Origin of the sequence: Helicobacter pametensis ATCC 51478 (assembly GCF_000518225.1) — a bacterium.
Taxonomy (GTDB): domain Bacteria; phylum Campylobacterota; class Campylobacteria; order Campylobacterales; family Helicobacteraceae; genus Helicobacter_G; species Helicobacter_G pametensis.
In genome coordinates, this window is record NZ_JADE01000008.1 from 1 (window position 1) to 23,568 (window position 23,568).

Sequence of the window (23,568 nt, forward strand, 5' to 3'; positions counted from 1 at the left end):
ACCCTCATCCCCTCCAATTTCCCCTTCTCTTGTAATTCTTTGTAATAGTAAGAATGCAAGATCGCTAGCTCTTCCTCCCCCATATTTCCATCAATCATCGCTCCCAATGCTCCCTCAATTGCAAACACAGACATATAGATATGAGTGATGAGTAAAGCAATGATGGCAAATCCTAAGACATTGTGAATAATGGCACTAAGTCTTAGAGCATTGATGGGAGCAAGCTGAAAGTAAAGAAGTGCACCTGTAGCAATCATGATAAATCCTCCCACAGTGCAAGTCCAAAACCACATCTTCATCCCAGCATTAAATTGTCCAGAAGGAATGGGAGTGGAGATGCTTTTGCCTTTTGTGAGATAGCCTCCTAGCATCAAAAGCCATTTGAGATCATAAGCTTTAGGCAAGCTTGCCTTCACCCACATCAAAAACATCAAAGGACCAAAGATGGTAAATCCAATGGTTGCAATCCCATGTAAATCTCTAGCCAGTCTGACAAATGTCCCTCCACCAAGCTTTGCTCCAAACACCATAATCAGTCCAGTGATACAAATCACAATAAAAGGCACAGCAGCAAGCCAATGGATTGCGATGTTGTAATTGGAGAAGATTTTGTATTTCACTCCATGAGAGAAGCTCTTGGATTTGAAAATCATTAGATGTGTTGCAAAAGCTAAGGGCACAAGAATAATGATTGCCAAGAAAATGGGAGCAAAGAATTTGTTTTGTAAAAGGGTGAAGAGCTCACCTAATCCAGTGACACCCTCAATCCCTTTGATGGGTTCTCCATTTCCCAAAACCCCTATAGTCAATCCTTGCATCTCTCTCACACTTCCACTGACTACTCCAGCTGTTGGGGAATCAACTCCCCAATTTTTGATTTGCTCAATTTGTTTCACTCCATAGATATGAGTGTTGGGAGAGAAATCAATGGGTTCTTTGACTTCTTTACTCACACCAAAGGCAAAGAGCAAGAAGCATACACACAACAATACTCTCATCTCTTCTCCTTAATCGCCATAAGCCTTGGACCAAGTATAAGGAATCTTTGGAGTTCCACTTCCTCTAGCAATAGCACGATGACGGATGATTTCACTCACCTCTTCACTGCTTCCAGCCAAAAGTGCTTTTGTTGAACACATTGCAGCACACATCGGAACTTTTCCTTCAGCGATTCTGTTTTGTCCATAGAGTTTGTATTCTTCTTCAGAATGTGTCTCTTCAGGACCTCCTGCACAGAATGTACATTTATCCATCGTTCCACGAGAACCAAAGACATCAGATTTAGGGAATTGTGGTGCTCCAAAAGGACAGGCATAGAGACAATAACCACATCCAATGCAAGTCTTTTTGTCATGCAAGACAATCCCATCTTCTCTAATGTAGAAGCAATCCACTGGACAGACTTTGGCACAAGGAGCATCAGAGCAATGCATACAGGCAATAGAGATACTTTTCTCTTTGCCCTCAATCCCATCATTGAGTGTGACAACTCTTCTGCGATTGATTCCTACAGGAAGATGATGAGCTTCTTTACAAGCCACATCACATCCATGACAATCAATGCATCGATCCTCATCACAATAGAATTTGATCCTTGAATGACTTTGGAGGGTTGAACCTCCAGAAGTTAATGCACTCATTTACTCCTCCTTATGCTTTTTCTATACGGCATAGACCGCATTTGGTTTCGGGGCATGCTGTGTTGTAATCAAATCCATAGCCCACGACCAAAGATGCCGCTTCTCCGATCGCATAAGGTTTTGTGCCAGATGGGTAACGATCAAGTAGGCTTTTTCCACTATAAACACCAGAGAAATTTTGTGGCATAAAGACACTGTGTTCATCAACTCTATAGGAGAGTTTGGCTTTGACTAAAATTTTGGTTCCACCTACTCCATGCACCCATACATCATCCCCATCTCCTATGTTGTAGTTTGCTGCTGTGTTTGGATGGATTTCTACAAACATTGTATGTGCAATCTCTGCGAGATATTTAGCACTTCTTGTTTCTGTGCCAGTTCCCATATGCGCGACAAGTCGACCAGTGAGCATATTGAGTGGATAATCTTTTTTCCAATCATGATCTTGCTCACTTTTAAATTTGACATTGGCTCTAAAGAGATTTTTCTTGTCTGCAAATGTAGGATATTTGGAGATCAAATCTTGGCGGAATGAATGCAGAGGCTCTCGATGGCGTGGAATCTGATCTGCCCAATTCCAGACAACCATTCTAGCTTTTCCATTTCCATAAGGACAGATGCCTGCCTCAAGCGCTTTTTCTACCAAAATATTGGTATCTCCAGTTGCAAATGTAGTGCCTTTTGTTGCTTCTTTTTCTTTCTCTGTGAGCTTGATTCCGAGAATTTTTTCGATATTTTCTGCTGAGATTGCTGGATGTCCGGCAATTTGAGAGTTTGGAAGTTTGTTTTGGCTAAGAAGACTTTGTCCATCAGGAGATTTTTCTCCCCATCTCACCCTAAAGCCCATTCCCCCTTGCATAACAGGAATTTGATCATTATACATCACAGGAGTCCCTGGATGTTTTTCGCTCCAGCATGGCCATGGAAGTCCATAGAATTGATCTTTCATGGGGCCAGTTCCAGCCAAAGTGACATTGTTGAATAGGTGCCAATGATCACAGTGAGATTTTAATCGCTTAGCACTCATACCTTGCAATCCAATGCTTCTAATGCTTTGAGCCATCTCTGTAGTGGCATCATCAGGCCAAATAAAATTCTCTCTCCCCTCTTTTTTGGCAATTTCATAAAGTGAGCGCTGAAATTCTTCTTTGAATCCTAGTCTTTGCGCAAGATCAAATAAAATCTCATGATCTTCTCTGCACTCAAACATCGGTTTCATCACTTGATATCGCCATTGATAGGAGCGATTTGTGGCAGCGACTGATCCACTTGTCTCCATCTGAGAAGCTGCGGGCAACAAAAAGAGATTATCTGTTCTTTCTGTGATTACGGCTACATCATTGACATATGGATCGATGAAAACAACAAGCTCCATTTGATCAAGGGCCATTTTGGTTTTATCAAGTAGTGAGGTTGTTGAGATCCCATTACCAATGACGACAAGGGCTTTGAGGGGTGTGTTGGCATTGTGTGTAAAATTCTCTTCATCCAAAACACCAAAACGCCAAGTGGAGAGAGCATAGCCTGTTTTTTCCATCATTTCTTTTGATGCAAATCTACTTTTCATCCATTCATAATCCACTTTCCAATGATTGCAAAAATGCTTCCAAGCCCCCTCACCCAAACCATAATATCCAGGCAAAGTATCTGAGAGATTCCCCATATCTGATGCACCTTGGACATTATCATGTCCTCTCAAAATATTAACTCCCCCGCCATTTTTGCCAATATTTCCAAGAAGCATTTGTAGGATGGGCATGATTCTTGTGTTATTTGTCCCCACAGTATGTTGAGTTAGTCCTTGATTCCAAATGAGTGCTGCGGGTTTGGCTTGTGCCATTTCTTTTGTCATATTGATGATAGTTTCTTTTGCGATGCCTGTGATGTTTGACACTTCATCTAAAGGATATTTTTCTGCTTCTTTAAAAATCTCTTCATATCCATAAACACGCTCTTTGAGATATTTTTCATCATAGAGTTTGTTTGCCTTGATGTAGTTGATCATTCCATAGACTAGGGCGACATCAGTTCCGCTTCTGATGCGTATAAACTCATCAGCCTTTGCAGCAGTTTTGCTGAAATGTGGATCAATACAAACAATCTTGGCTCCAGATTCTTTGGCTCTTAGGAGATGAACCATTCCTACTGGGTGATTGACCGCAGGATTTGCACCGATAATGAGAATGTATTTTGAGAATCTCATATCTCCAAGGTGATTTGTCATCCCTCCATAACCAAATGTATTCGCCACACCGGCGACTGTTGGAGAGTGTCAAACGCGCGCTTGATGATCGATATTGTTTGTTCCAAAGAAAGCTGCAAACTTGCGAATATAGTAGCTTTGCTCATTGCTTACTTTGGCAGAACCGATAAACATCACACTATCTGGGCCGTATTGGGTGCGAATCTCATTGAGCTTTGTGCCAATTTTATCCATCGCAGAATCCCAATCTGTTCTTTTCCATTCTCCATTTATTTTTTCAATAGGATAGCGCAAGCGGGTTTCGCTTCTAGCACGATCAATCATATCCGCTCCCTTGCAGCAGTGTCCTCCTTGTGAGATTGGATGATCTTGAGCGACTTCTTGACGCACCCACACACCATCTTTGACTTCTGCAATGATTCCACATCCTACAGAGCAGTGGGTGCAAACAGTTTTGATCTTTTGAGATCCAGGGTAGGCATTTTTTAATTCTTCACTATTTCCTTCTTTGAGAACCGTTTCTTGGGCTCCAATGATATTTCCAATTGAAGAAAATCCGGCTAGGGCTGACATTTTCATGAAAGTACGACGAGAGTTTGTTGTCTGCATTTTGAGCTCCTTAGTCATTTTGCATTTGCATAGTATTCTTTCCAGTATGGAGTGTTTCCATTGTAAAGAATCTCTTTTTTCTGATTTTTATTTTGAGCGGATTTTGAAATCTCGCTCCCACATCCAGCCAAAACCAATCCACCAGCGACGAAAGATGAAGTCTTTATCGTGGTTTTTAAAAATTTACGACGCGAATTCGTCATAGAAACCTCCTTATGCCCCCACATAAAGACAAATGATGTTTTTATGTCAGGGCATGTTGTAGTTCAAGTTCAAAGGCCATAAATTCTTCTAAAATCTTGCCCACAGCATGATAAGTTGGACTTTGATTTTGCAAGGAGAGGGCATTGGTGATGTGTGGTCCTAGGGGTTTGATGCATTCTTCAAAAACTTGATTGGACTGCTCCTTATTTTCTTTGAGAAGTAGAAATTTCATAAATAGACACAAAATGCCAAAGTGATCTTCATTCTCCTTTGTGATTGAGCGATCTAGAAAAAAGCCTGATTCCTTAAGAAGTGCTTTGACTTGCAAGAGAGGATTTCCTCCTAAGTATCCATTTTGATAGTGCGAGAGATAAAGGGAGATAGATGTCTTAAATGGGAGAGCAAAGAGCTTTGTGTATTCTTCTTGGAGATGTGTGAAGTTCTGATAGAGATTGGTTTGAATGGTTTGATAAAGTTTAAGATCACATAGAGGTGCTTTGGAAAGGATATCGATTTGTTGTAGCAAAATATCTTTTTTGTTGATTAAGAGCTCATAGATGAACAAGTTAGAGAAGAAATCATAGTAGAGAATGCGGCTAGGGTTGAAGGTTTTGGGATCCATAATGTCTGCCTTTGATGCTTAAGTGCAGAGCATTTTATCAAAAAGTCATAGAAAAATTATCTTTTTATAATTTTAATAAACCAAAACTTAACCTAAGAAATTCCAAGAAGCCCGTGTGCATCGCCATGATCCCCCCCCCCCTCCATTGTCATTTTTGATGCAAAAGGAGAGAGTGTATCTATCCTCCAGTGTAGTAAAAGGCGCGTGCGCTATGTTCATTTTGATCCAAATCCCATTGATTTTTTTCTGGTTTATTCTTGACTGAGAGGCGGATAGATTCTCGCATTTTTGCCAAATCTCCTTCAAGGATGCCCTCTTTTGCATCAACAGCTTCTTGATAATAAAGGCATGGACAGATGGTGCCCTCACTTGTAAGTCTGATACGATTACAGCTTTTGCAAAAATCATCATTATGGGGGGCGATGATTCCAAAGATTGCATTATTTTCTGCAAGCTTGAAGCTTTTGGATGGTCCAAGGGTTTGTTTGGGAATCTCTAGGATTTTGTATTTTTGTGAGATGATTTGAAGAATTTCAGCCTCATTCAATCCTCTAAGTTTGGAATTGGCATGGTGATTTTCCATAAATTCGATGTAGCGCAAAGTCATATTTCTTTGACTAGCATACTCAAGCATGGGAATGATTTCATCATCATTGATTCCTTTGAGTGGAACCATATTGAGCTTGATGGGGAATCCGACTCTTTGAGCCTCATCGATCCCCTCTAGGATTTGAGGCAAAACATCACGCTTAGAGATGACAACAACCCTAGAGGGCTTGAGAGAATCAAGAGAAATATTGAGACGATCTAGACCAGATTCTTTGAGGGATTTGGCGTATTTTTTGAGAAAATATCCATTTGTAGTCAATGCAAGCTCAATTGAAGGGGCATAAGAACGAATTGAGGCAATGAAACTAGAAAGATCCTCTCTAAGTAGAGGTTCTCCTCCTGTGATTCTGATTTTTTTGATCCCCTCATCGATAGCGACTTTGACAAACTCAAACATTTTATCAAGAGGGATCAGAGAATCTTTGTCTAAGAAATTCTCTGGTGTGTCGGGCATACAATACTGACATCGGAAATTGCATTGTTTGGTGACGGAGATTCTAAGGTATTCAATCTTACGATCAAAGGAATCAATTAGCATACTTGCTCCTATTATTAGGGTGCGTTGGAAACATATTTTCATTATGTTTTTGGGAATATAACGAAAAACAGATCGTTTTTGTTTTAAAACTTCATAATTCTTTTGAGTTTGAGGATGGGAGAGAAAATGATTGATCGGACTTGTGTGATTTTGTGCGGAGGGAAAAGCTCTAGGATGGGTAAAAACAAGGCTTTGCTTCCCTTTGGTCAAATGACTTTACTCGAAACTTTGATCATCAAATACAAGCAGATTTTTGAAGAAGTGTATTTGTGCTGCAAGGAGGGGCAAAAGGATCTTTATCGTTCTCTGGATGCACCTCTTTTGCTTGAAGAGAGTGAGATTTTTTCTCCTATGTTTGGATTGCAAAAGGCACTTTGTTCTTTGCATAAGAGTATTTTTGTGGTTTCTGTGGATTGTCCATTTTTGCTTGAAGAACATTTTGTGCGACTTAAAGAGCATTTTATAGAGGAGAAGTATGATATTGTCTATGCTCAAACAGCACAAAAGTCACATTTTCTTATCGGTATCTATACTCCACAAATTTTAGAAGCTCTTGAGGAGAAAATTTTGAGGGAAGATTTTAGAATGTCTAGTTTTGTCTTGGATCAACGAAATTTACCCGTGATCTATGAAGATGAATCAATCTTTAGCAATCTCAATACGCCAGAAGACTATGATAGGGCCTTGGAGAGGATGAAATATGGCAGCAGATGAAGAAAAAACAGAAGCCCCTTCTGCTAGAAAGATTGCCAAAGCTAGAGAAGAAGGAAATGTTGCCAAAAGTCCAGAAGTTGTAGGATTTTTGGGGCTTATTGTGGGGTTAGCTCTTATTTTTTTACTTTTTACTTATTGGCTTGAAGGATCTCAGAGGGTTTATCGTGAGGTGATGCATCTAGTCAATCATGAGCTGAGTGTGCAAGATGCCCTAAATCTTTTTCTTTCTTTGACTTATCAGACTTTTTTGTTGATTGCGCCTATTTTTCTAGCCTTGATCATTGGTGGAATCTTGGGCAATGTATTGCAATTTGGACTTTTATTTGCCCCCAAAACAATCATTCCGAAATTTTCCAAAATCAATCCCATCAAGGGAATCAAAAATGTCATTTCTCTCAGAAAGCTTATAGAGGGATTTTTTATCACTTTCAAAGTTTTGCTGGCTTTTAGCGTGGGTTTTTTGGTTTTTGTGAGTTTTTTGGATGAGATTCCTATGATGAGCAAAACGGATGTTTTCGGGCAAATGGTTTGGTTTAAAAATAAGGCTTTGCTTCTCATTGGGATTTTGCTTGTTTTGTTTGCTGTCTTGTCTTTGATCGATTTTTTGATCAAAAAATACCAGTACACCAAATCTCTTAAGATGAGCAAAAAAGAAGTCAAAGATGAGCACAAACAACAAGAGGGAAGTCCAGAGATCAAACAAAAGATTCGCCAGATGCAGCTTAAGGCTGCGATGAATCGTATGATGAAAAATATCCCCAGTGCATCTGTCGTCGTGACAAACCCTACGCATTATGCTGTGGCGTTACGCTTTAGCAAAGAAGATAAAGATAGATTTGGAGTGCCTATTGTCGTGGCAAAAGGAATCGATCATCTTGCAATTCGCATCAAGAGCATTGCTCGCGAGCATGAAATACAAGTGATTGAGAATCCTCCATTGGCTAGAGAGCTTTATGCACGCATTGAAGTGGAGCATCCTATCGAAGATGATTTGTTTGTGGCAGTTGCGACTTTGCTCAAAGAGGTGATTAGGCTTGAGCAGCTTCAAGGGAAGAAGAATCGTTTCGAGTTTTAGAAGATGTTTTTGATATCATTTTAAGTCAATCAGATCATTATCAACCTTTGAGGAATCATTGCAAATGGGAAGAGTTAGAGGCTACCGAAGAAAAAGAAGCTATCGAGGCTTTTTTATTTTTTTATTTTTTGCAGCCATTATTGCTTTGGTTTATTTTGCGAGTAAATCAGATATTTTTGAGCAGAGAATGCCAGAAATACAGATGCCAGATGTTTCATATTGGAATCCTAAGAGAGAGATGCCCATTGTTTTCAGAGATGAAAATAGTATCAAAGAGTATTCAATCATAGCTTTTGATCATAGTGGATCTAAGGTATTGGATATCAAAGAGGTTGTCTTAGATAAACCCAAAGAAGTCAAAATCAATCTTCCCATCCCAAAACTTAAGCTCCAAGAAGGAGAGAGATTGCATTATGTGATTAGCGTCACAGATTGGAGTAATGCAAATTTTTTCAGCGGTAATACACAAAAGAAAGAATTAAATCTTGTGATTGATTCGATTGCTCCGAAGGTCGATGTATTGGCTTCTTCCTTTGCTATTACTTATGGGGGGAGTGCGCTTATTGTGTTTAAGGCAGAGGATGAGAATCTTAAAAATGTCGTGTTTAGCAATGGTGTTGATGAGTTCAAACCCTTTCCTTATATTGCTAAGGGCTATTATGCTGTTCTTGTGGCTTGGCCGATCAAAAATACCTCTTTCTCTCCCACCATTATCGCCACAGATTATGCAAACAATCAGACCAAGTATCGCGTGGCTATTGTCAAGAGAACCAAAGGCTATCGCAAATCAACACTTAAATTGCAAGAGAAGAATTTTGATCAAGTTCATAAGATGCTTTTACAGATTGGCAAACGCGATCCCAATAGCTTTGCAAATGGAGAATCAAAGTTTAAATATCTCAATGAAGAAATTAGAAGCGAAGATGAGAGTGAGATCTATCAAGCTTCCAATAGTTTTCAGATTCAGATGATTGATCATCCTTTGGTATTTGAGAGATTTTATCCCCTAAAAGGAGGGCAAGTCGTCGGATCTTTCGGGGATGCAAGACACTATATTTATAAAGAGCAAAATATCAGCAACTCTTTTCATTTGGGACTTGATGTTGCTAGCACTAAACATGCACCGATTTTGCTCTCAAATGCCGGCAAGGTGATTTTGGAAAAGAAGCTTGGGCTTTATGGTAATACGATTGTGATGTATCACGCATTGGGGCTTGCTTCATCTTATTCTCATATTTCGAAATTTAACTCAAAGCTAGGTGATTTCTTACAGAGTGGTTCAATCCTTGCCTACACTGGATCAACTGGATGGGCTTTTGGAGATCATCTTCATTTTGGAATCATTGTGCAGGGGCATTTTGTGCGAATTGCTGAATGGATGGATTCTAGATGGATCAAAAATAACATTACAAATGTTTTGCAAAAAGGTGAGAAAATCATAAAAGGACAAATGAAATGAAGCAAACAACGATAAAACGGCGTGTTGAGGTTGTAGGGATTGGGTTGCACAAAGGAGTGCCAGTCAAGATGTCTCTTGATCCAGCTCCAGCTGATAGTGGGATTGTGTTTTTTAGGACAGATTTGGATGTTAAGATTCCCTTGCATCCTGATTTTGTTGTAGATACGACAATGGCCACTGTTTTGGGCAAGGATGGTGCCAAGATTAGCACGATTGAACATTTTTTGTCTGCTGTGCATGCCTATGGGATTGATAATCTTTTGGTGAGTGTGGATAATGAAGAGATTCCCATCATGGATGGAAGTGCCATTGGGTATTGTGCACTCCTTGATGAGGCAGAGATTGAAACCTTGGATGCCAACAAAAAGGCAATTGAGATCAAAAAACCCATTGAGGTAAGAGATGGGGAAAAATTTGTCCGTATCGAGCCAAGTGACAAAACGATTTTTGATTTCAAGATCAAATTTGATCACCCCAGTATCAAAGAACAAGTGTATTGTTTCAAATTTAGCACCCAAGCCTATAAAGAAGAGATCGCAAGGGCTAGGACTTTTGGTTTTTTGAGTGAGGTGAATTATTTGCGCTCTATTGGGCTTGCTAAAGGCGGTGGGCTGCATAATTGTATTGTTTTGGATGAGAATGGTGTGCTCAATAAAGAAGGGTTACGCTATCCTGAAGAGTTTGCAAGGCATAAGATTTTGGATGCTATTGGGGATATGGCGATTTTGGGGATGCCTCTACTTGGGACTTATGTCGCCTTTGCAGGAAGTCATAAGCTCAACCATCTTCTCACAAAACAAATTTTGGCACAGAGTGATGCTTATGAGATTGTGACACTGCCAGATTTTGAGAAGGAGAGTGAGGCTGAATTTGCTTATGCAAAAGAATGATTTGCTGCTTCTCTCTAGTGTTTCTCCTATTTTATATGGGATCTACACTCAGAGTAGATTGGTGCGATCTTTTGAGAGTCATCAAAAAACTCTTGATGCTCTAGTGGATCTTCACAAAATCCTTGAATCTGAAAATGTGGGAAGAATCTTTTATGCAAGAGGGCCTGGGAGTTTTACAGCCATCAAATTGACACATATTTTTTTGCAAACTCTTAAGGTGATAGAGGGGATTGAGCTATTTTGCACAGATTCATTTTTTTTCAATAAAAATGCTCCAATCAAGGCATTTGGGAATCGTTATTTTCAAAAGCAAAATGAAAATATAGTGCTAGAGAGCTTTAGTGAGGAGCCTTTGTGTAAATTTATGCTTCCTGAATTTTTGGATGAAAGCAAGTTTGATCAAGCATGTGAGCCGCTATATGTGCTCCCTGCGGTTTAAGGAGAAATTTTGGTTATCACAGTTCCAGCGACAAGTGCCAATCTTGGTCCAGGATTTGATTGTCTTGGATTGGCGCTTAATTTTAGGAATCGTTTTGAGATTGTGCCTGCCCTTGAGACAAAGGTCGTGATCAAGGGAGAGGGGGCAGAGAGATTGAGAGCAGATGAGAATAATTTGTTTATCAAGATTTTTAGAGAAACACTTAGGGATCTTGGAGTAAAAGAGAGGCATTTTCACTTCAAGTTTTTCAATCAGATTCCCATATCGCGCGGGCTTGGAAGTAGCTCTGCAATGATTGTAGGGGCGATTAGTGGAGCTTATGCGATTGCGGGCAAAAGACTAGATAAGGGAGCGATCTTAAATCGTGCAATTGGATATGAGAAGCATCCTGATAATATCGCTCCAGCGACATTTGGAGGCTTTGTAGTTTCGATGCTTGAGAAGCATAAGGTTTTTTATCTCAAGCAAACTTTACCCAAAGAGATTAGAGCTGTTGTTGTGATTCCAGATCGTCCCATGAATACAAAATACTCACGCTCTCTCTTACCTCAGGAATATAGCGTTAAGGATTGTGTGTTTAATATTTCACACGCAAGTTTTCTGAGCGGAATCTTTTGGAGTGGAAAATGGGAATTTCTCAATCTTGCTAGCAAGGATATGCTACATCAAGATAGACGAATGGGAACATTTCCTATTCTTAAAGAAGTGCAACGATTTGCACTCTCCAATGGTGCCTTGATGAGCACGCTTTCTGGGAGTGGATCAACGATTTTTAATCTTTGCTATGCAGATGATAAAACTAAGCTTGCCAAGAAGCTTAGTGAGCGTTTTGGTGAGTTTAGGGTGCTTGCTTTGGATTTTGATAATTTAGGTGTCCTCAAACAAGGCTAATTTGGTAGAATGGCTGATTTTGAAAAGATGCACTCACTGGCTTCGGCGAAAAGCATTCGGATGTGTGTTGTTTGTCGAAATCGATTTGTGCAAAAGGATCTTTTAAGGCTATCGATGAGGGGTGATGGCTTGAAAGTTTTTGATGGTTATGGGAGAAGTTTTTATCTCTGTCCTGAATGCTTGAAAAATCCAAAATCAGAGGATAGACTCGCAAAAATCAAAAAATTCGATGCCCAAGCCAGACATCAGATGAAGGAGATTATCGTTTTATGGGAATCACGATCAAGGAATTTGCTACAGAGTTAGCAATAAATAATGTCAAAGAAGTCATTGAAAAAGCCAAAGAGATCGGAATTGCTGTCAAAAATGCGAGCACTATGATTGATGATGAGGATGCTGAGAAGCTTGCAAATTATATTGAGAGTGGGATTCTTCCAGAGGGGGCTAAAAAATCCCAAAGCAAATCCAAAGCAGAAAAGAAACCAGCTAAAGATTCAAAAAAATCAGAAGTGAAGGAAGCCACCAAAAAAGAAGAATCGCCCAAGCAGGTAAAACAAGAAAAAAAAGCTGAAATTTTGGAGTCATCCAATAGTGCGCCGAGCAAAGAAGAGCAACTAGCTAGCAAGCGCGTAGGAATCACGATTGTCAAAAAAGGCAAAGAATCTCAAGAAAAGATTCAAAGAGAAGAAGCCAAGCAAACTTCTATCGCACCAAGTATCAAAGATTTGTTTCAAGAGATCAAAACAGAAGAGAAAGAAGAAGTTCTACCCAAGATTCGCAAAAAAGAAAAACCAAAGCTCCATGTTTCACATAAACAAAATGAGCAAAAGATGGATATCGATCGTGATTTTGGCAATAGCTATGAAGATGAGAGCGATGAGATCGTGTTGTTTGATTTGCATGAGCAAGAGATCAAAAATGAAGATGAGGAAAACAAAGCCAAACAAGCTCTTGTAGATCGTGTCCAGATTCAAAAGCGCAATAAATGGGTCAATGAAGGCTCAATTAGACGCGATCGCAAGAAGCGTAAGGCTCCAGCTGCTCCGATTGAGAAGAAGAGTGTCCAAAGTGCGATCAGTATCCCTGAAGAGATTCGAGTTTATGAGTTTGCTGATGCTGCTGGAAGAGAGCTCAAAGAAGTGATTGGGGCGCTTTTTAGGCTTGGTGTTATGGTGACAAAGAATGATTTCTTGGATCGTGATGCGCTAGAAATTTTGGCTGAAGAGTTTAGCCTTGAGATTTCTTTCCAGAATCTTGTGCCAGAGCTTGAGATCCAAGAGGAGATTGAGGATTTAGAACAATTTGAGCGACCCCCAGTTGTGACAATTATGGGACATGTCGATCATGGAAAAACCTCACTCCTTGATAAAATCCGTAATTCAAGGGTTGCCAGTGGAGAAGCTGGGGGGATCACACAGCACATCGGTGCTTATATGGTAGAAAAAAATGGCAAGATGATTTCTTTTATCGATACTCCAGGGCATGAGGCTTTTACGGAGATGAGATCGCGCGGGGCTCAAGTCACAGATATTGCGATCATCGTTGTGGCAGCTGATGATGGGGTCAAGCAGCAAACTATCGAAGCACTCAATCATGCAAAAGCCGCCGGTGTGCAAATCATTATCGCAATCAATAAAATGGATAAAGAAAATGCCAATCCCGATAAGGCAAAGGCCGAATGCGCCGAGCTTGGATTCACTCCAAGTGAGTGGGGAGGAGAATATGACTTTATTCCGCTTTCTGCTAGGACAGGTGAGGGAATCGAGGATCTTTTAGAAAATATCTTGGTCCAAGCTGAGCTTCTTGAGCTCAAAGCTCATCATGGGCAATATGCTAAAGCTGTTGTATTGGAGGGGAGCTTGGAAAAAGGGCGCGGGCCTGTGGCGACAGTCATTGTCCAAAGTGGGATTTTGCGTGTGGGGGATCCGATCGTAGCAGATACTGCTTATGGGCGTGTTAGAGCGCTTTTGAATGATAGAGGAGAGAGTATCAAGGAGCTTTATCCATCAGGTGTGGCTGTTGTGACAGGACTTTCTGAAGTGCCAAGTGCTGGTTCTAATCTTGTGAGTGTGGAAAATGACAGCATCGCACGAGAGCACGCTATCCAAAAGACTGCTTATTTGCGTCAAAAAGAATTGAGCAAGAGCACTAAGGTAAGCTTTGATGAGCTTGGAGAGATGGTGGCAAAGGGACAGCTTAAATCATTGCCTGTGATTATCAAGGCTGATACTCAAGGTTCGCTTGAGGCAATCAAAGGAAGTTTGCTTAAACTCAATGAAGAGAATAATGAAGTGGCGATCAATATGATTAGTTTTGGGGTGGGAGGAATCTCTGAGAGTGATATTTCTTTGGCAAGTGCATCAGAAAATTGTGTGATTTTGGGATTCAATGTGCGTCCTGCAGGAAGTGTGAAAAATAAAGCCAAAGAATTGGGAGTCGAGATCAAAACCTATTCGATCATTTATGGTTTGATTGATGATGTGAAGGCATTGGTTTCTGGAATGATGTCTCCTGTTTTTGAAGAAGAAAATACTGGACAAGCTGAGGTGAGAGAAACATTTAATATCCCCAAAGTCGGGACGATTGCTGGATGTTTTGTGGTTGATGGAAGTATTCAGCGAGGGATCAAGGTGCGCCTTATCCGAAATGGAGTGGTCGTGCATAATGGAAGTATCGTTTCGCTTAAGCGCTTCAAAGATGATGTCAAAGAAGTTGCCAAAGGATATGAGTGTGGAATCATGCTTGAGAATTTCAATGATGTGCGCGTTGGCGATGTGTTTGAAACCTATAGAGAAATAGCAAAAAAACAGAGTTTATAATGGATGAAAAGATCAAACTTCAACGATCTCAATCACTGCTCAAAGAGCTTGTATCTGAGGCATTGAGCACCCTAAGCAATCCAGATCTTCACTCTCTTAGCGTGACAGATGTGGTGTGTTCAAGGGGAAAATATCATGCAGAAGTTTTTATCGAATCTAGTGATCTCTCTCCTCAAGAGCGAACCTTAATATTAAAAGAACTCAAAAAAGCAGAAGGAGCTTTGCGGGAATATATTTTGAGATCAAGTGGGTGGTTTAAATGCCCAAAGTTAAGCTTTAAGTGTGATGATAGTCTGATCTCAAGAAATAATTTGGATCAGATTTTTGCTCAAATTGCAAAGGAGAGGGAGGGATCGTGATTTCTTTGGAGATTCAAGAAAAGATTGAGCAGTATGTCAAGAGCTGTGGTTGTGAGCTTTATGGGGTTGAGCTTTTGAGGGAAAATAACCAAGAGATTCTTAGAGTGAGCATCTATTCCCCTCAAGGAGTAAGCCTAGATCAGTGTCAAGAGGTAAGTCAGCTACTCTCTCCATTTTTGGATGTTGAGGATCCTATCTCTTCAGAATATGTGCTAGAGGTAAGTTCTCCTGGGGTAGAAAGAGTGCTTAAGAATCCTCGCCATTTTTTACTTTCATTGGGCGAAGAGATTGAGGTGAAGATGATGGATAAAAGCAAAATTCAAGGCAAACTTCTCTCAAGCGATGAAGATTCTTTTGTCATTTGTGGTGCAAATGGGGAGCAAAAGATTGCCTACAGTCAAACAAAAAAGGTCAAAACAATTTTTCAATGGTAACAACAGAAGAGATCTTTCTTCTTCAAGCAATTGCAAAGGCTTGGGAGACACAGACCTTCGCACTCCCCAATCCATCTGTAGGTGCACTGATCTTATCTGAGGATTTTCAAGTCTTGGCTTTGAAATCCCATGTGAGGTTTGGTTCTTCTCATGCTGAATTATTGGCACTCAAGCAAGCTTTTTTGAGACTTTCGCCCCAAGAACCACAAGTCAATCTAGATTCTCTTTCTCCCAAAGAATTATGGGAGTTTTTAGCACTTCATCACGGTGGAATATTTGAGGGATGTAGTATTTTTGTCACATTGGAGCCTTGTTTGCATGAAGGAAAAACCCCTTCATGTGCCAAACTGCTTGCGATTCTTAAACCTAAGCGTGTGATTTTTGGATCCTATGATTTGACAGACCAAGCTCAGGGTGGGGCTCAATTTTTATCTTCTTGTGGAATTGAGGTGATTGGCGGAATCTGCTTGGAAGAAAGCTTAAATTTGCTCTATCCCTTCCTTACCTATCTCAAAAAAGGAAGATTTAATCTCTTTAAACTTGCCCAACGCCTTAATGGAGATTATAAGCGTGGGCAGATTTCTAATATGGATTCTAAAATTTTTACACATACACAACGAAGTAATGCTGATTTGATCGTCGTGTCAGGCAATACGGTGAGATGTGATCATCCACGCCTAGATACGCGCTTTTCGCGTTGGCAAAATAAAACCCCCCGTATTGAAATTCTCACCAAACACTCTGCTCCACTAGATTCAATCTGTGCCAAAGAGATTAGAGTGTGTTATGACAAGGAAGAGTTGAGCTTGGAGAGAGGGTTCAATCTCATTGAGGGGGGATATCCGCTTTTGAAGGCATTGCAAGAGAGGATTGATTGTTTTTTGCTGATTGTGGCTCCTGTATTGGAAGGTATGGCTACAGATGTATCCTCCAAGATTGAATTTGATCTTTTGTATTTGTGTCAATTTGGACTTAAACAAAAGGATGTGGCTTTATGGTTCAAGCCCAAAGACCATCTCTAATCCGTCTTTATCAGCTCAAAGATGGCTATTGCTACAACAGTGATAGTTTGTTTTTGTTTGCTTTTGCAAAGAGTTTCTTGAAGCGAGGGATGAGGGTGCTTGATGTGGGATGTGGAAGTGGGATTTTGGGAGCACTGTGTTTGAGGGATTTTGCATGCGAGCTAGAAATGATTGAAAAGGATCCAGCCAATGCTTTTTTGGCAAAGCTCAATGTGGCAGAAGCAATCTTGCATTGTGGTGATTTTTTGGATTTTAGGACTGAGAAAAAATTTGATTTGGTGATTTCAAATCCTCCATTCTATCGAGGCGAGATTCTTCCATCCAAAAATGAGAGACTCAATCTTGCCCGCAATGAGCGATCTATGCCTTTGGAATCAATGCTCAAATCCGTCAAAAGAGCATTGAAACCAAATGGGAAATTTGTGTTTTGTTATGATGCGAAAGAAGCTCACCGTGTATTTTATGCGCTTAGAGAGAGTGGGTTGAATGCTGAGGTAGCACGCTTTGTACATCCAAGAGAATCTCAAAATGCAACACTTATTATGATTTGTGCCAAGATTCAGAGTAAAAAAAGCTTGCAGATTCTTCCTCCACTTTTGACACATATTGGTTTGGAGCAGATGGATAACTCATCTGAGGTGAGAGAAATTTATTGGGAGTGCAATACTTATAGCATCAAGGTAGAAGCCAAGGACATTGGCTTCTAGTCGTTTTATTTGAGAGGAATTGTGAAACCAATTTCAACCTGAGACCATGTGAAGCCCTCATGGAGACTTTCGCAGAGTTTGGCGAGACTTTCAAGTGCTTGATCCAATCTAAATGATCGCACATCTAGCACGCCTTTGGCAACTAATGTTCCCTCTTTGATTGTGTATTGCATGGGAATAAGCTGGCTTTTTTTGTTCATTGTGATCTTTGCTAGGAGTGTGCCTTGATCTTTGCCTTCCATCACCTGCTCAATCTTAACCCTGATGTCTTTGCTGGCAAAATGTTGGAAAAATCCTTGTGTGAGATTTTGCTCAGATGTGGGGTTGCCTGTGATGACTGTGCCAAGATTGATCTTGGCTGTTGCGCCAAGTAAAGCTCCGCTAATCCCATCTTGTTTGCCAAATTTATACTTAATATCAGCAAAGCTTCCCTTGACTGGAACCTTGAGGCTTGTTTTATAAGATTCCCAATACATTTGAATTTTGTTTGTGTCAAGGTTTGCTGCCAAACTATAGCTCATTGCCAAAAGTGATGCAAGAATGATCTTTTTCACCGATATCTCCTTTGATTGACTTTCCCACCTTGAGGTATTTTACTTGATTAAAATTAAAAAAAGATAATTTTTATTTGTCCTATAGATGGGCAAAATTAGCATGGAGGATGAAGATGATTTGTGTGTTTGATATTGAGAGTGTTCCTGATGTGGAGCTTTTGAGAGATAAGTTTGGATATGAGGGCGATGCGATGGAAGTCTGTTTGCAGGCTTTTGCAGATCAAAAAGAAAAGAGTGGAAGCGAGTTTTTGCCTATCGCTTTCCATCGAATTATCTCAATCGCGAGTGTTGTGTGTGATGAATATGGAAGATTTGAGCGAGTGGGTGTATTTGGTCGCAAATGTGAGATCAATGATGAGAATCTTGAAGAGATCACTTTGGGAGAATTTCTCAAATGGTTTAACAAAAATCAACCCAAACTTGTGAGCTTCAATGGGAGAGGATTTGATTTACCCACCATAATGCTTCGAGCCATGAAATACAATATGGAATCTCTGGCGTATTTTGAGCAAGACAATCCCCAATACAACAAAACCAAATGGGAAAATTATCGCGCAAGATATAGCGAGAGATTTCACACAGATTTGCTTGATAGTTTGGGACACTTTGGGAGTGTGAGGGGGTTAAGATTGGATGATGTGGCACATTTGTGTGGATTGCCAGGCAAATATGATGTGAGTGGTGATGAAGTTTATAGAATCTACTATGGCGAATGCAATTTGGACAAAATCGATGAGTATTGTCAAAGTGATGTACTCAATACCTATTGGGTTTATTTAAAGTATGAGCTTCTTAAGGGTCAGATGACTTTGGGTGATTATGTGCAGGTTTTGCAAGGTTGGCTAGAGAAGTTTCCAAAGAATCGAGGATTTTCTGATATTTTTATCCAATCTATCCAAAAGGAAATCAAGCGATGTGCTATATAGATGAAAACGGAGAAGTTTTCTCAAGAGAAGATTTGATCAAAAAAATCACATCCTTGCTCAATAGAATTGATTCTCAGCAAGAGAGTATATTGTGTGTGGATGTGATGGAAAGTTTGGAAATCTCTGATCTTGGAGCGATTTATAAGGGATTGCTTAAAAAAGAAGGAAAAGAGATTGAACAAAATCAAGAATGGCTCCTAGGCCTCGCACGCTTATGAGAATTTCTTGTGTTATGATTTCGCGTTTGATTTTGATCCTAGGAGAGCCAATTGAAATTGCTTATTGTTGATGATAGCTCGACAATGCGGAGAATTATAAATAATACTTTAATCAGGCTAGGATATGAAGAGATTCTTGAGGCAGAAAATGGGCTGCAAGCTTGGGAAATTTTGGACAAAAATAGTGATATTGGGGTATTGATCACGGATTGGAATATGCCTGAGATGAATGGGCTTGAGCTAGTTAGAAAAACAAGAGCAGATAAGCGATTTGTTGATATTCCTATTATTATGGTGACAACAGAAGGGGGGAAAGTTGAGGTGATTACAGCTATCAAAGCAGGAGTCAATAACTATATCGTCAAGCCCTTTACTCCACAAATCCTCAAAGAAAAACTTGAGGCTGTTTTGGGAATCAATGAAGAACAATAATGATCAGTATTTTGAGATTCTCTTAGAGCCTTATGAGCTTCAAGAGATTTTTCTTGATTTTATCTCGTGTAATATCCAGCCTTGCATTGAAGAGGTGCAAACCCCCTATCATTTAGATGGCTATCATTGTGATCTTAGCTCATTTGATTTTATGCGCTTTTTTCCTCAAGAAGAGCAGAAATATTCTCAGTTTATCATTCGCACACTTAAAGATCCCAATTTGATTCTAGATGAGCTTGTGGAGTATGCGGGTCTCCTTTCTTCGCGCCTTGATATGAAGGTGGATTTTGGTTTTGGCTATAGGGTCTGTCAGAACAAGGATTGGATCGAGGCTTATAAGCAATCTGTATTGCCTGTATGTGTCGGAGGATTTTATATCCGTCCTTCTTGGCATCCAAAAAGTCAAAATATGGATTTGAAGGATTTGATGATTGATCCTGCATTGGCGTTTGGATCTGGACATCATGCTACGACATCTATGTGCTTAGAGTTGCTAGAAGAGATGGATTTGGAGAAAAAAAGGCTTTTGGATGTGGGATGTGGGAGTGGGATTTTGAGTATTGCTGCAACGATGCTTGGAGCCAATGTGGAGATTTGCGATACAGATTCTTTGGCTATTGAAGAAAGTTTGAAAAATTTTAAGCTCAATCATCAGCCCTCTCCTATTTCTTGGGTAGGATCGATTGCTTTGGCTCAAAATACCTATGATGTGATTGTTGCCAATATTTTGGCTTCAATTTTGGGCATGCTCAAGGGAGATTTTGATCGCAAACTTAGGGAGAATGGGACTTTGATTCTCTCTGGAATCTTAGAGGAATACAAGGAAGAAATCTTGCGTCGCTTTGCTGATTATGAGGTGGTTAAAATATTGGCAAAAGGCGAGTGGATTGCCTTAAAACTTGTAAAACTTAAGTAACATTAAAGATAAATTTTATTATAAAAGGTAGGCTATGAACGAGAATCCAAAAGACAAAAAGCCGTTTTCTAAAAACCCTATTTTGGTTTTTGCTATTCTTGCGCTTGTCGCGATGGTGATTTTTAGATTTTTCTCTCCTAGTGATGGGGCACTCAATGGTAAGCTCAATACCATCAATACAAAAAAAGAAATCAGTTATTACGAACTCAAACAGCTCATCAAAAATAAAGAAGTCAGTGCTGTTAGTATCGGTCAGACTTTGATTCGTGCTGTCTCGAGTGATGAGCGCGTACTTTATGTGGTCAAGAAAGTATCAGATCCATCTCTTGTCCAGCTTCTTGATGAAAACAAGATCCAATACAGTGGTTTTAGTGAAGAAAATATCTTTATGGAAGTGTTAAGCTGGATTTTGCCTGTGCTTATTTTTATTGGTTTTTGGATGTTTATGGCCAATCGTGTGCAAAAAAATATGGGTAATGGCATCTTTGGTATGGGAAGTGCCAAAAAGTTGGTGAATGCAGAAAAACCTAATGTCAAATTTGATGATATGGCAGGCAATGAGGAGGCTAAAGAAGAAGTTGTTGAGATTGTAGATTTTCTCAAGTATCCTGATCGCTATACGCTTCTTGGAGCAAAGATTCCGCGAGGCGTGCTTTTGGTGGGTCCTCCTGGGACAGGAAAGACGCTTCTTGCTAAGGCCGTGGCAGGTGAGGCTAATGTTCCATTTTTCTCAATGAGCGGGAGTAGTTTTATTGAGATGTTTGTCGGACTTGGAGCAAGTCGTGTGCGGGATTTGTTTGAGATGGCCAAAAAAGAAGCCCCAAGTATTATTTTTATCGATGAGATTGATGCGATTGGAAAAAGTCGTGCAGCTGGAGGGATTGTAAGCGGGAATGATGAGAGAGAACAAACTCTCAATCAATTGTTGGCTGAGATGGATGGATTTGGTAGCGAATCTGCTCCTGTTATCGTGCTTGCTGCGACGAATCGTCCAGAAATTTTGGATCCCGCACTCTTGCGTCCAGGACGATTTGATCGTCAAGTGCTTGTGGATAAGCCTGATTATAAAGGTCGTCTTGACATTTTGCGTGTCCATATCAAGGGGATCAAACCTTCAAGAGATGTGGATTTGCAAGAAATTGCCAAAATGACTGCCGGTCTTGCTGGGGCAGATTTGGCAAATATTATCAATGAAGCAGCACTTTTGGCAGGGCGAGCCAACAAAAAAGAGGTCACACACGCTGATCTTAAAGAAGCTGTTGAGCGTGGGATTGCGGGATTGGAAAAAAAATCAAGACGCATCAGCAAGAAAGAGAAAAAAATCGTAGCCTATCATGAGAGTGGGCATGCCCTCATCAGCGAGCTCACAAAAGGAGCAGATAAGGTCAATAAAGTCTCTATCATTCCTCGTGGGATGGCTGCCCTTGGATATACGCTCAACACACCGCAAGAAAATAAATATTTGGTTCAAAAGCATGAATTGATTGCTGATGTTGATGTATTGCTTGGAGGAAGGGCTGCTGAAGATGTGTTTTTGGGAGAGATCTCAACGGGAGCTAGCAATGATTTGGAGCGTGCAACTGATATCCTTAAGGCAATGGCTAGTTATTATGGGATGACAGAGGTGAGTGGCTTAATGGTGCTTGAGAAACCTAGAAGTTCATTTTTGAATGGTGGAATGGGTGGAAGTGCGGAATATAGTGAAAAAACTTCAGAAAAACTTGATTCTTTCATTCAAAATACATTGAGCGAGCGCTATGCTAGTGTAAAGCAAACACTTAAGGATTATTCAGGGGCGATTGAAAAAATGGTGCAAGAATTGCTAGAGAAAGAAGTCATTGATGGTGATCGTGTGCGTGCGATTATCAAGGATTATGAAGAAGAAAATCATCTTGCCTCTAGGCTTGTAGCGCATGAAGATGGAGAAAGCTAAGGAGCGAAAATGAACTCTCAAACTTTTTATATTTCCAAATATGGACAGAGGGGAGCATTGATCCTTTTTGTTTGTTTGATTTTAAGTTTGGTATTTTCTTGGGATTTGTTCGCTTTGATTGTCTTTTGTTGTTTGTTCTTGTGGATTGTGATGTTTAGAAATCCTGAGCGTTTGGCTACACATCTTTCACCAAATGCATTTTTGGCTCCTATTGATGGGAAGATTTTGGAGATTTTGACACAGGGGGATCGCACCAAAATTGTCATTAGCGTTGGGGTGCTAGATGTTGGGATTTTGCGCTCACCTATGCATATTGATCATTATGAAATCTCTGCTATCCATGGAGTTCCATTGTTTTTTTCTAACAAAAAAGAAGCTTTTTCTCCACATCTATCTTTGAAGTTTGGCAATCATTTTCTAAAGATTCAGCAAAATCTTTTTAGAATCAATCCTTTGGATGAGCAAAAAAGTTTTGAGCGTGGGGAGAGAATGGGGTTTTTGAAAGCAGGGAAAGTTGAGCTTGAACTTGAGAGTGTTGAGCTCAAAGTCAATATCGGAGATAAGATTCGAGGGGGAGAGAGCGTCATAGGATATTTGAAATGAAAATTAATCCTTTATATATCTTGCCCAATACTTTCACTGCTGGGAGTATGTTCCTAGCTATTTTGAGTGTTATTTCTGCTTCACGCGATAATTTTTCTTGGGCTTGCTGGGCGATCATTGTGTCAATGATCTTGGATGGATTAGATGGGCGTGTAGCACGCTTGACAAACACATCTTCTAAATTTGGAGTAGAGTTTGATTCGCTAGCTGATGTAGTGGCTTTTGGTGTGGCACCAGCGATGCTTGTGTATTTTTATATTGGTCAATATTATGGGCGTTTGGGTGTTGTTGCTTGCGCACTTTTTGTGATTTTTGGTGCGATTCGTTTGGCACGCTTTAATATCACAGTTTCAGATGATTCAAATTCTTTTATCGGTCTTCCTATCCCATCAGCTGCAGCTTTTTTGGTCGCTTGGGTTTTATTGAATGAAAATTATGCTTTGATCCAGATGACATCTTCACCCAAACTCAGTCCACTTGATAATAGTTTGGATGTTTTTGTTGCGCCTATGGCTGGTTATTTCCTGCTTGCTTGTGTCTTGATTGTAGGAATTTTGATGGTGAGCAATGTGCGCTATCCTTCGTTTAAAAAAATGCAATGGAATCTAAAAGTTTTTATCCTTTTGCTTGTGTTGTGTGCGATTTTGATTTATCGTCCCATTGAGAGCTTAGTGCTTTTGATGAGTTTGTATGTGCTTTATGGATTTGTGCGCTGGTTTTGGATCGTGATACGCATCAAGCGTCGCTGATCC

General features: G+C 40.1%; 26 protein-coding genes. 19 read left to right on the forward strand and 7 right to left on the reverse strand.

Annotated elements, in window-relative coordinates; genetic code table 11:
* From T391_RS0101960 to moaA, 6 genes are all read right to left on the reverse strand, one after another.
* A partial coding sequence (locus T391_RS0101960; RefSeq protein WP_034583502.1) for a formate dehydrogenase subunit gamma occupies window positions 1-998 on the reverse strand: 998 nt, incomplete at its 3' end.
* Between the two features lie 9 nt (window positions 999-1,007).
* Complete coding sequence (gene fdh3B / locus T391_RS0101965) at window positions 1,008-1,640, reverse strand: formate dehydrogenase FDH3 subunit beta (protein ID WP_027326613.1); 633 nt, start codon at window positions 1,638-1,640, stop codon at window positions 1,008-1,010.
* Between the two features lie 10 nt (window positions 1,641-1,650).
* Window positions 1,651-4,452 carry a molybdopterin-dependent oxidoreductase gene (locus T391_RS0101970; protein ID WP_084340090.1) on the reverse strand — a complete coding sequence of 934 codons (2,802 nt, stop codon included), beginning with the start codon at window positions 4,450-4,452 and terminating at the stop codon, window positions 1,651-1,653.
* Window positions 4,453-4,466: 14 nt separating this feature from the next.
* Complete coding sequence (locus tag T391_RS0101980) at window positions 4,467-4,655, reverse strand: hypothetical protein (protein ID WP_034583508.1); 189 nt, start codon at window positions 4,653-4,655, stop codon at window positions 4,467-4,469.
* 41 nt (window positions 4,656-4,696) lie between these two features.
* Entirely contained in the window at window positions 4,697-5,278 is a 582-nt protein-coding gene (locus tag T391_RS0101985) for a TorD/DmsD family molecular chaperone (RefSeq protein WP_027326932.1), read from the reverse strand.
* A gap of 178 nt (window positions 5,279-5,456) precedes the next feature.
* The gene (gene moaA, locus T391_RS0101990; protein WP_027326933.1) at window positions 5,457-6,425 is read right to left on the reverse strand and encodes a GTP 3',8-cyclase MoaA; all 969 of its coding nucleotides are present in this window, start codon (window positions 6,423-6,425) and stop codon (window positions 5,457-5,459) included.
* 126 nt (window positions 6,426-6,551) lie between these two features.
* On the opposite strand from moaA, the gene T391_RS0101995 reads away from it, so the two are divergent.
* From T391_RS0101995 to T391_RS0102050, 12 genes are all read left to right on the forward strand, one after another.
* Window positions 6,552-7,139 carry a molybdenum cofactor guanylyltransferase gene (locus tag T391_RS0101995; protein ID WP_027326934.1) on the forward strand — a complete coding sequence of 196 codons (588 nt, stop codon included), beginning with the start codon at window positions 6,552-6,554 and terminating at the stop codon, window positions 7,137-7,139.
* The gene (flhB, locus tag T391_RS0102000) at window positions 7,126-8,214 is read left to right on the forward strand and encodes a flagellar biosynthesis protein FlhB (protein ID WP_027326935.1); all 1,089 of its coding nucleotides are present in this window, start codon (window positions 7,126-7,128) and stop codon (window positions 8,212-8,214) included. The genes T391_RS0101995 and flhB overlap by 14 nt, the downstream gene beginning before the upstream one ends.
* Window positions 8,215-8,278: 64 nt before the next feature.
* Window positions 8,279-9,673: a M23 family metallopeptidase gene (locus T391_RS0102005; RefSeq protein ID WP_051420531.1), complete on the forward strand. Its 1,395-nt coding sequence runs from the start codon at window positions 8,279-8,281 to the stop codon at window positions 9,671-9,673.
* On the forward strand, window positions 9,670-10,563 hold the full coding sequence (gene lpxC / locus T391_RS0102010) for a UDP-3-O-acyl-N-acetylglucosamine deacetylase (RefSeq protein ID WP_027326937.1): 894 nt from the start codon (window positions 9,670-9,672) through the stop codon (window positions 10,561-10,563). Before T391_RS0102005 ends, lpxC begins: the two co-directional genes overlap by 4 nt.
* On the forward strand, window positions 10,550-11,002 hold the full coding sequence (locus tag T391_RS0102015; protein ID WP_027326938.1) for a hypothetical protein: 453 nt from the start codon (window positions 10,550-10,552) through the stop codon (window positions 11,000-11,002). Before lpxC ends, T391_RS0102015 begins: the two co-directional genes overlap by 14 nt.
* Window positions 11,003-11,011: 9 nt before the next feature.
* Window positions 11,012-11,893, forward strand: a complete 882-nt coding sequence (gene thrB, locus T391_RS0102020) for a homoserine kinase (protein ID WP_027326939.1) — start codon at window positions 11,012-11,014, stop codon at window positions 11,891-11,893.
* A 60-nt stretch (window positions 11,894-11,953) separates the two neighbouring features.
* Window positions 11,954-12,199 carry a DUF448 domain-containing protein gene (locus T391_RS08495; RefSeq protein ID WP_267891530.1) on the forward strand — a complete coding sequence of 82 codons (246 nt, stop codon included), beginning with the start codon at window positions 11,954-11,956 and terminating at the stop codon, window positions 12,197-12,199.
* On the forward strand, window positions 12,163-14,712 hold the full coding sequence (gene infB, locus T391_RS0102030) for a translation initiation factor IF-2 (RefSeq protein WP_027326941.1): 2,550 nt from the start codon (window positions 12,163-12,165) through the stop codon (window positions 14,710-14,712). Before T391_RS08495 ends, infB begins: the two co-directional genes overlap by 37 nt.
* A complete protein-coding gene (gene rbfA / locus T391_RS0102035) occupies window positions 14,712-15,071 on the forward strand; it encodes a 30S ribosome-binding factor RbfA (RefSeq protein ID WP_034583514.1) in 360 nt (119 codons plus the stop codon). The genes infB and rbfA overlap by 1 nt, the downstream gene beginning before the upstream one ends.
* Window positions 15,068-15,505 (forward strand): ribosome maturation factor RimP, encoded by a 438-nt coding sequence (locus T391_RS0102040; RefSeq protein WP_051420533.1) that lies wholly within the window; start codon window positions 15,068-15,070, stop codon window positions 15,503-15,505. Before rbfA ends, T391_RS0102040 begins: the two co-directional genes overlap by 4 nt.
* Window positions 15,499-16,527, forward strand: coding sequence for a bifunctional diaminohydroxyphosphoribosylaminopyrimidine deaminase/5-amino-6-(5-phosphoribosylamino)uracil reductase RibD (ribD, locus tag T391_RS07645; RefSeq protein WP_051420534.1), 1,029 nt, complete (start codon window positions 15,499-15,501; stop codon window positions 16,525-16,527). Before T391_RS0102040 ends, ribD begins: the two co-directional genes overlap by 7 nt.
* Window positions 16,500-17,234 carry a tRNA1(Val) (adenine(37)-N6)-methyltransferase gene (locus T391_RS0102050; protein WP_051420535.1) on the forward strand — a complete coding sequence of 245 codons (735 nt, stop codon included), beginning with the start codon at window positions 16,500-16,502 and terminating at the stop codon, window positions 17,232-17,234. The genes ribD and T391_RS0102050 overlap by 28 nt, the downstream gene beginning before the upstream one ends.
* A gap of 5 nt (window positions 17,235-17,239) precedes the next feature.
* Here the strand turns inward: T391_RS0102050 and T391_RS0102055 are convergent, their stop codons facing one another.
* Window positions 17,240-17,788, reverse strand: a complete 549-nt coding sequence (locus T391_RS0102055; protein ID WP_027326945.1) for a YceI family protein — start codon at window positions 17,786-17,788, stop codon at window positions 17,240-17,242.
* Between the two features lie 113 nt (window positions 17,789-17,901).
* Here T391_RS0102055 and T391_RS0102060 point away from each other — a divergent pair, with 113 nt between their 5' ends.
* Genes T391_RS0102060 through pssA form a run of 7 tightly spaced genes read left to right on the forward strand, consistent with a single transcriptional unit; the run spans window position 17,902 to window position 23,565 of the window.
* A complete protein-coding gene (locus T391_RS0102060; protein ID WP_027326946.1) occupies window positions 17,902-18,714 on the forward strand; it encodes a 3'-5' exonuclease in 813 nt (270 codons plus the stop codon).
* Window positions 18,702-18,932, forward strand: a complete 231-nt coding sequence (locus tag T391_RS0102065) for a hypothetical protein (RefSeq protein WP_027326947.1) — start codon at window positions 18,702-18,704, stop codon at window positions 18,930-18,932. The genes T391_RS0102060 and T391_RS0102065 overlap by 13 nt, the downstream gene beginning before the upstream one ends.
* A 51-nt stretch (window positions 18,933-18,983) precedes the next feature.
* A complete protein-coding gene (locus T391_RS0102070; protein WP_027326948.1) occupies window positions 18,984-19,364 on the forward strand; it encodes a response regulator in 381 nt (126 codons plus the stop codon).
* The gene (prmA, locus tag T391_RS0102075) at window positions 19,351-20,280 is read left to right on the forward strand and encodes a 50S ribosomal protein L11 methyltransferase (protein WP_027326949.1); all 930 of its coding nucleotides are present in this window, start codon (window positions 19,351-19,353) and stop codon (window positions 20,278-20,280) included. The genes T391_RS0102070 and prmA overlap by 14 nt, the downstream gene beginning before the upstream one ends.
* A 34-nt stretch (window positions 20,281-20,314) precedes the next feature.
* Window positions 20,315-22,213: an ATP-dependent zinc metalloprotease FtsH gene (gene ftsH, locus T391_RS0102080; RefSeq protein ID WP_027326950.1), complete on the forward strand. Its 1,899-nt coding sequence runs from the start codon at window positions 20,315-20,317 to the stop codon at window positions 22,211-22,213.
* Window positions 22,214-22,222: 9 nt separating this feature from the next.
* Window positions 22,223-22,816 carry a phosphatidylserine decarboxylase gene (locus T391_RS0102085; protein ID WP_027326951.1) on the forward strand — a complete coding sequence of 198 codons (594 nt, stop codon included), beginning with the start codon at window positions 22,223-22,225 and terminating at the stop codon, window positions 22,814-22,816.
* Window positions 22,813-23,565: a CDP-diacylglycerol--serine O-phosphatidyltransferase gene (gene pssA / locus T391_RS0102090; protein ID WP_027326952.1), complete on the forward strand. Its 753-nt coding sequence runs from the start codon at window positions 22,813-22,815 to the stop codon at window positions 23,563-23,565. Before T391_RS0102085 ends, pssA begins: the two co-directional genes overlap by 4 nt.
* Window positions 23,566-23,568 lie beyond the last annotated feature (3 nt).

Bases quoted from the DNA above. Each gene is read 5' to 3' on its own strand.
- fdh3B (WP_027326613.1), bottom strand. From the start codon at position 1,640: ATGAGTGCATTAACTTCTGGAGGTTCAACCCTCCAAAGTCATTCAAGG.
- T391_RS0101980 (WP_034583508.1), bottom strand. From the start codon at position 4,655: ATGACGAATTCGCGTCGTAAATTTTTAAAAACCACGATAAAGACTTCA.
- T391_RS0101985 (WP_027326932.1), bottom strand. From the start codon at position 5,278: ATGGATCCCAAAACCTTCAACCCTAGCCGCATTCTCTACTATGATTTC.
- moaA (WP_027326933.1), bottom strand. From the start codon at position 6,425: ATGCTAATTGATTCCTTTGATCGTAAGATTGAATACCTTAGAATCTCC.
- T391_RS0101995 (WP_027326934.1), top strand. From the start codon at position 6,552: ATGATTGATCGGACTTGTGTGATTTTGTGCGGAGGGAAAAGCTCTAGG.
- flhB (WP_027326935.1), top strand. From the start codon at position 7,126: ATGGCAGCAGATGAAGAAAAAACAGAAGCCCCTTCTGCTAGAAAGATT.
- T391_RS0102005 (WP_051420531.1), top strand. From the start codon at position 8,279: ATGGGAAGAGTTAGAGGCTACCGAAGAAAAAGAAGCTATCGAGGCTTT.
- lpxC (WP_027326937.1), top strand. From the start codon at position 9,670: ATGAAGCAAACAACGATAAAACGGCGTGTTGAGGTTGTAGGGATTGGG.
- T391_RS0102015 (WP_027326938.1), top strand. From the start codon at position 10,550: ATGCAAAAGAATGATTTGCTGCTTCTCTCTAGTGTTTCTCCTATTTTA.
- T391_RS08495 (WP_267891530.1), top strand. From the start codon at position 11,954: ATGTGTGTTGTTTGTCGAAATCGATTTGTGCAAAAGGATCTTTTAAGG.
- infB (WP_027326941.1), top strand. From the start codon at position 12,163: ATGGGAATCACGATCAAGGAATTTGCTACAGAGTTAGCAATAAATAAT.
- rbfA (WP_034583514.1), top strand. From the start codon at position 14,712: ATGGATGAAAAGATCAAACTTCAACGATCTCAATCACTGCTCAAAGAG.
- ribD (WP_051420534.1), top strand. From the start codon at position 15,499: ATGGTAACAACAGAAGAGATCTTTCTTCTTCAAGCAATTGCAAAGGCT.
- T391_RS0102050 (WP_051420535.1), top strand. From the start codon at position 16,500: ATGGTTCAAGCCCAAAGACCATCTCTAATCCGTCTTTATCAGCTCAAA.
- T391_RS0102060 (WP_027326946.1), top strand. From the start codon at position 17,902: ATGATTTGTGTGTTTGATATTGAGAGTGTTCCTGATGTGGAGCTTTTG.
- T391_RS0102065 (WP_027326947.1), top strand. From the start codon at position 18,702: ATGTGCTATATAGATGAAAACGGAGAAGTTTTCTCAAGAGAAGATTTG.
- prmA (WP_027326949.1), top strand. From the start codon at position 19,351: ATGAAGAACAATAATGATCAGTATTTTGAGATTCTCTTAGAGCCTTAT.
- ftsH (WP_027326950.1), top strand. From the start codon at position 20,315: ATGAACGAGAATCCAAAAGACAAAAAGCCGTTTTCTAAAAACCCTATT.
- T391_RS0102085 (WP_027326951.1), top strand. From the start codon at position 22,223: ATGAACTCTCAAACTTTTTATATTTCCAAATATGGACAGAGGGGAGCA.
- pssA (WP_027326952.1), top strand. From the start codon at position 22,813: ATGAAAATTAATCCTTTATATATCTTGCCCAATACTTTCACTGCTGGG.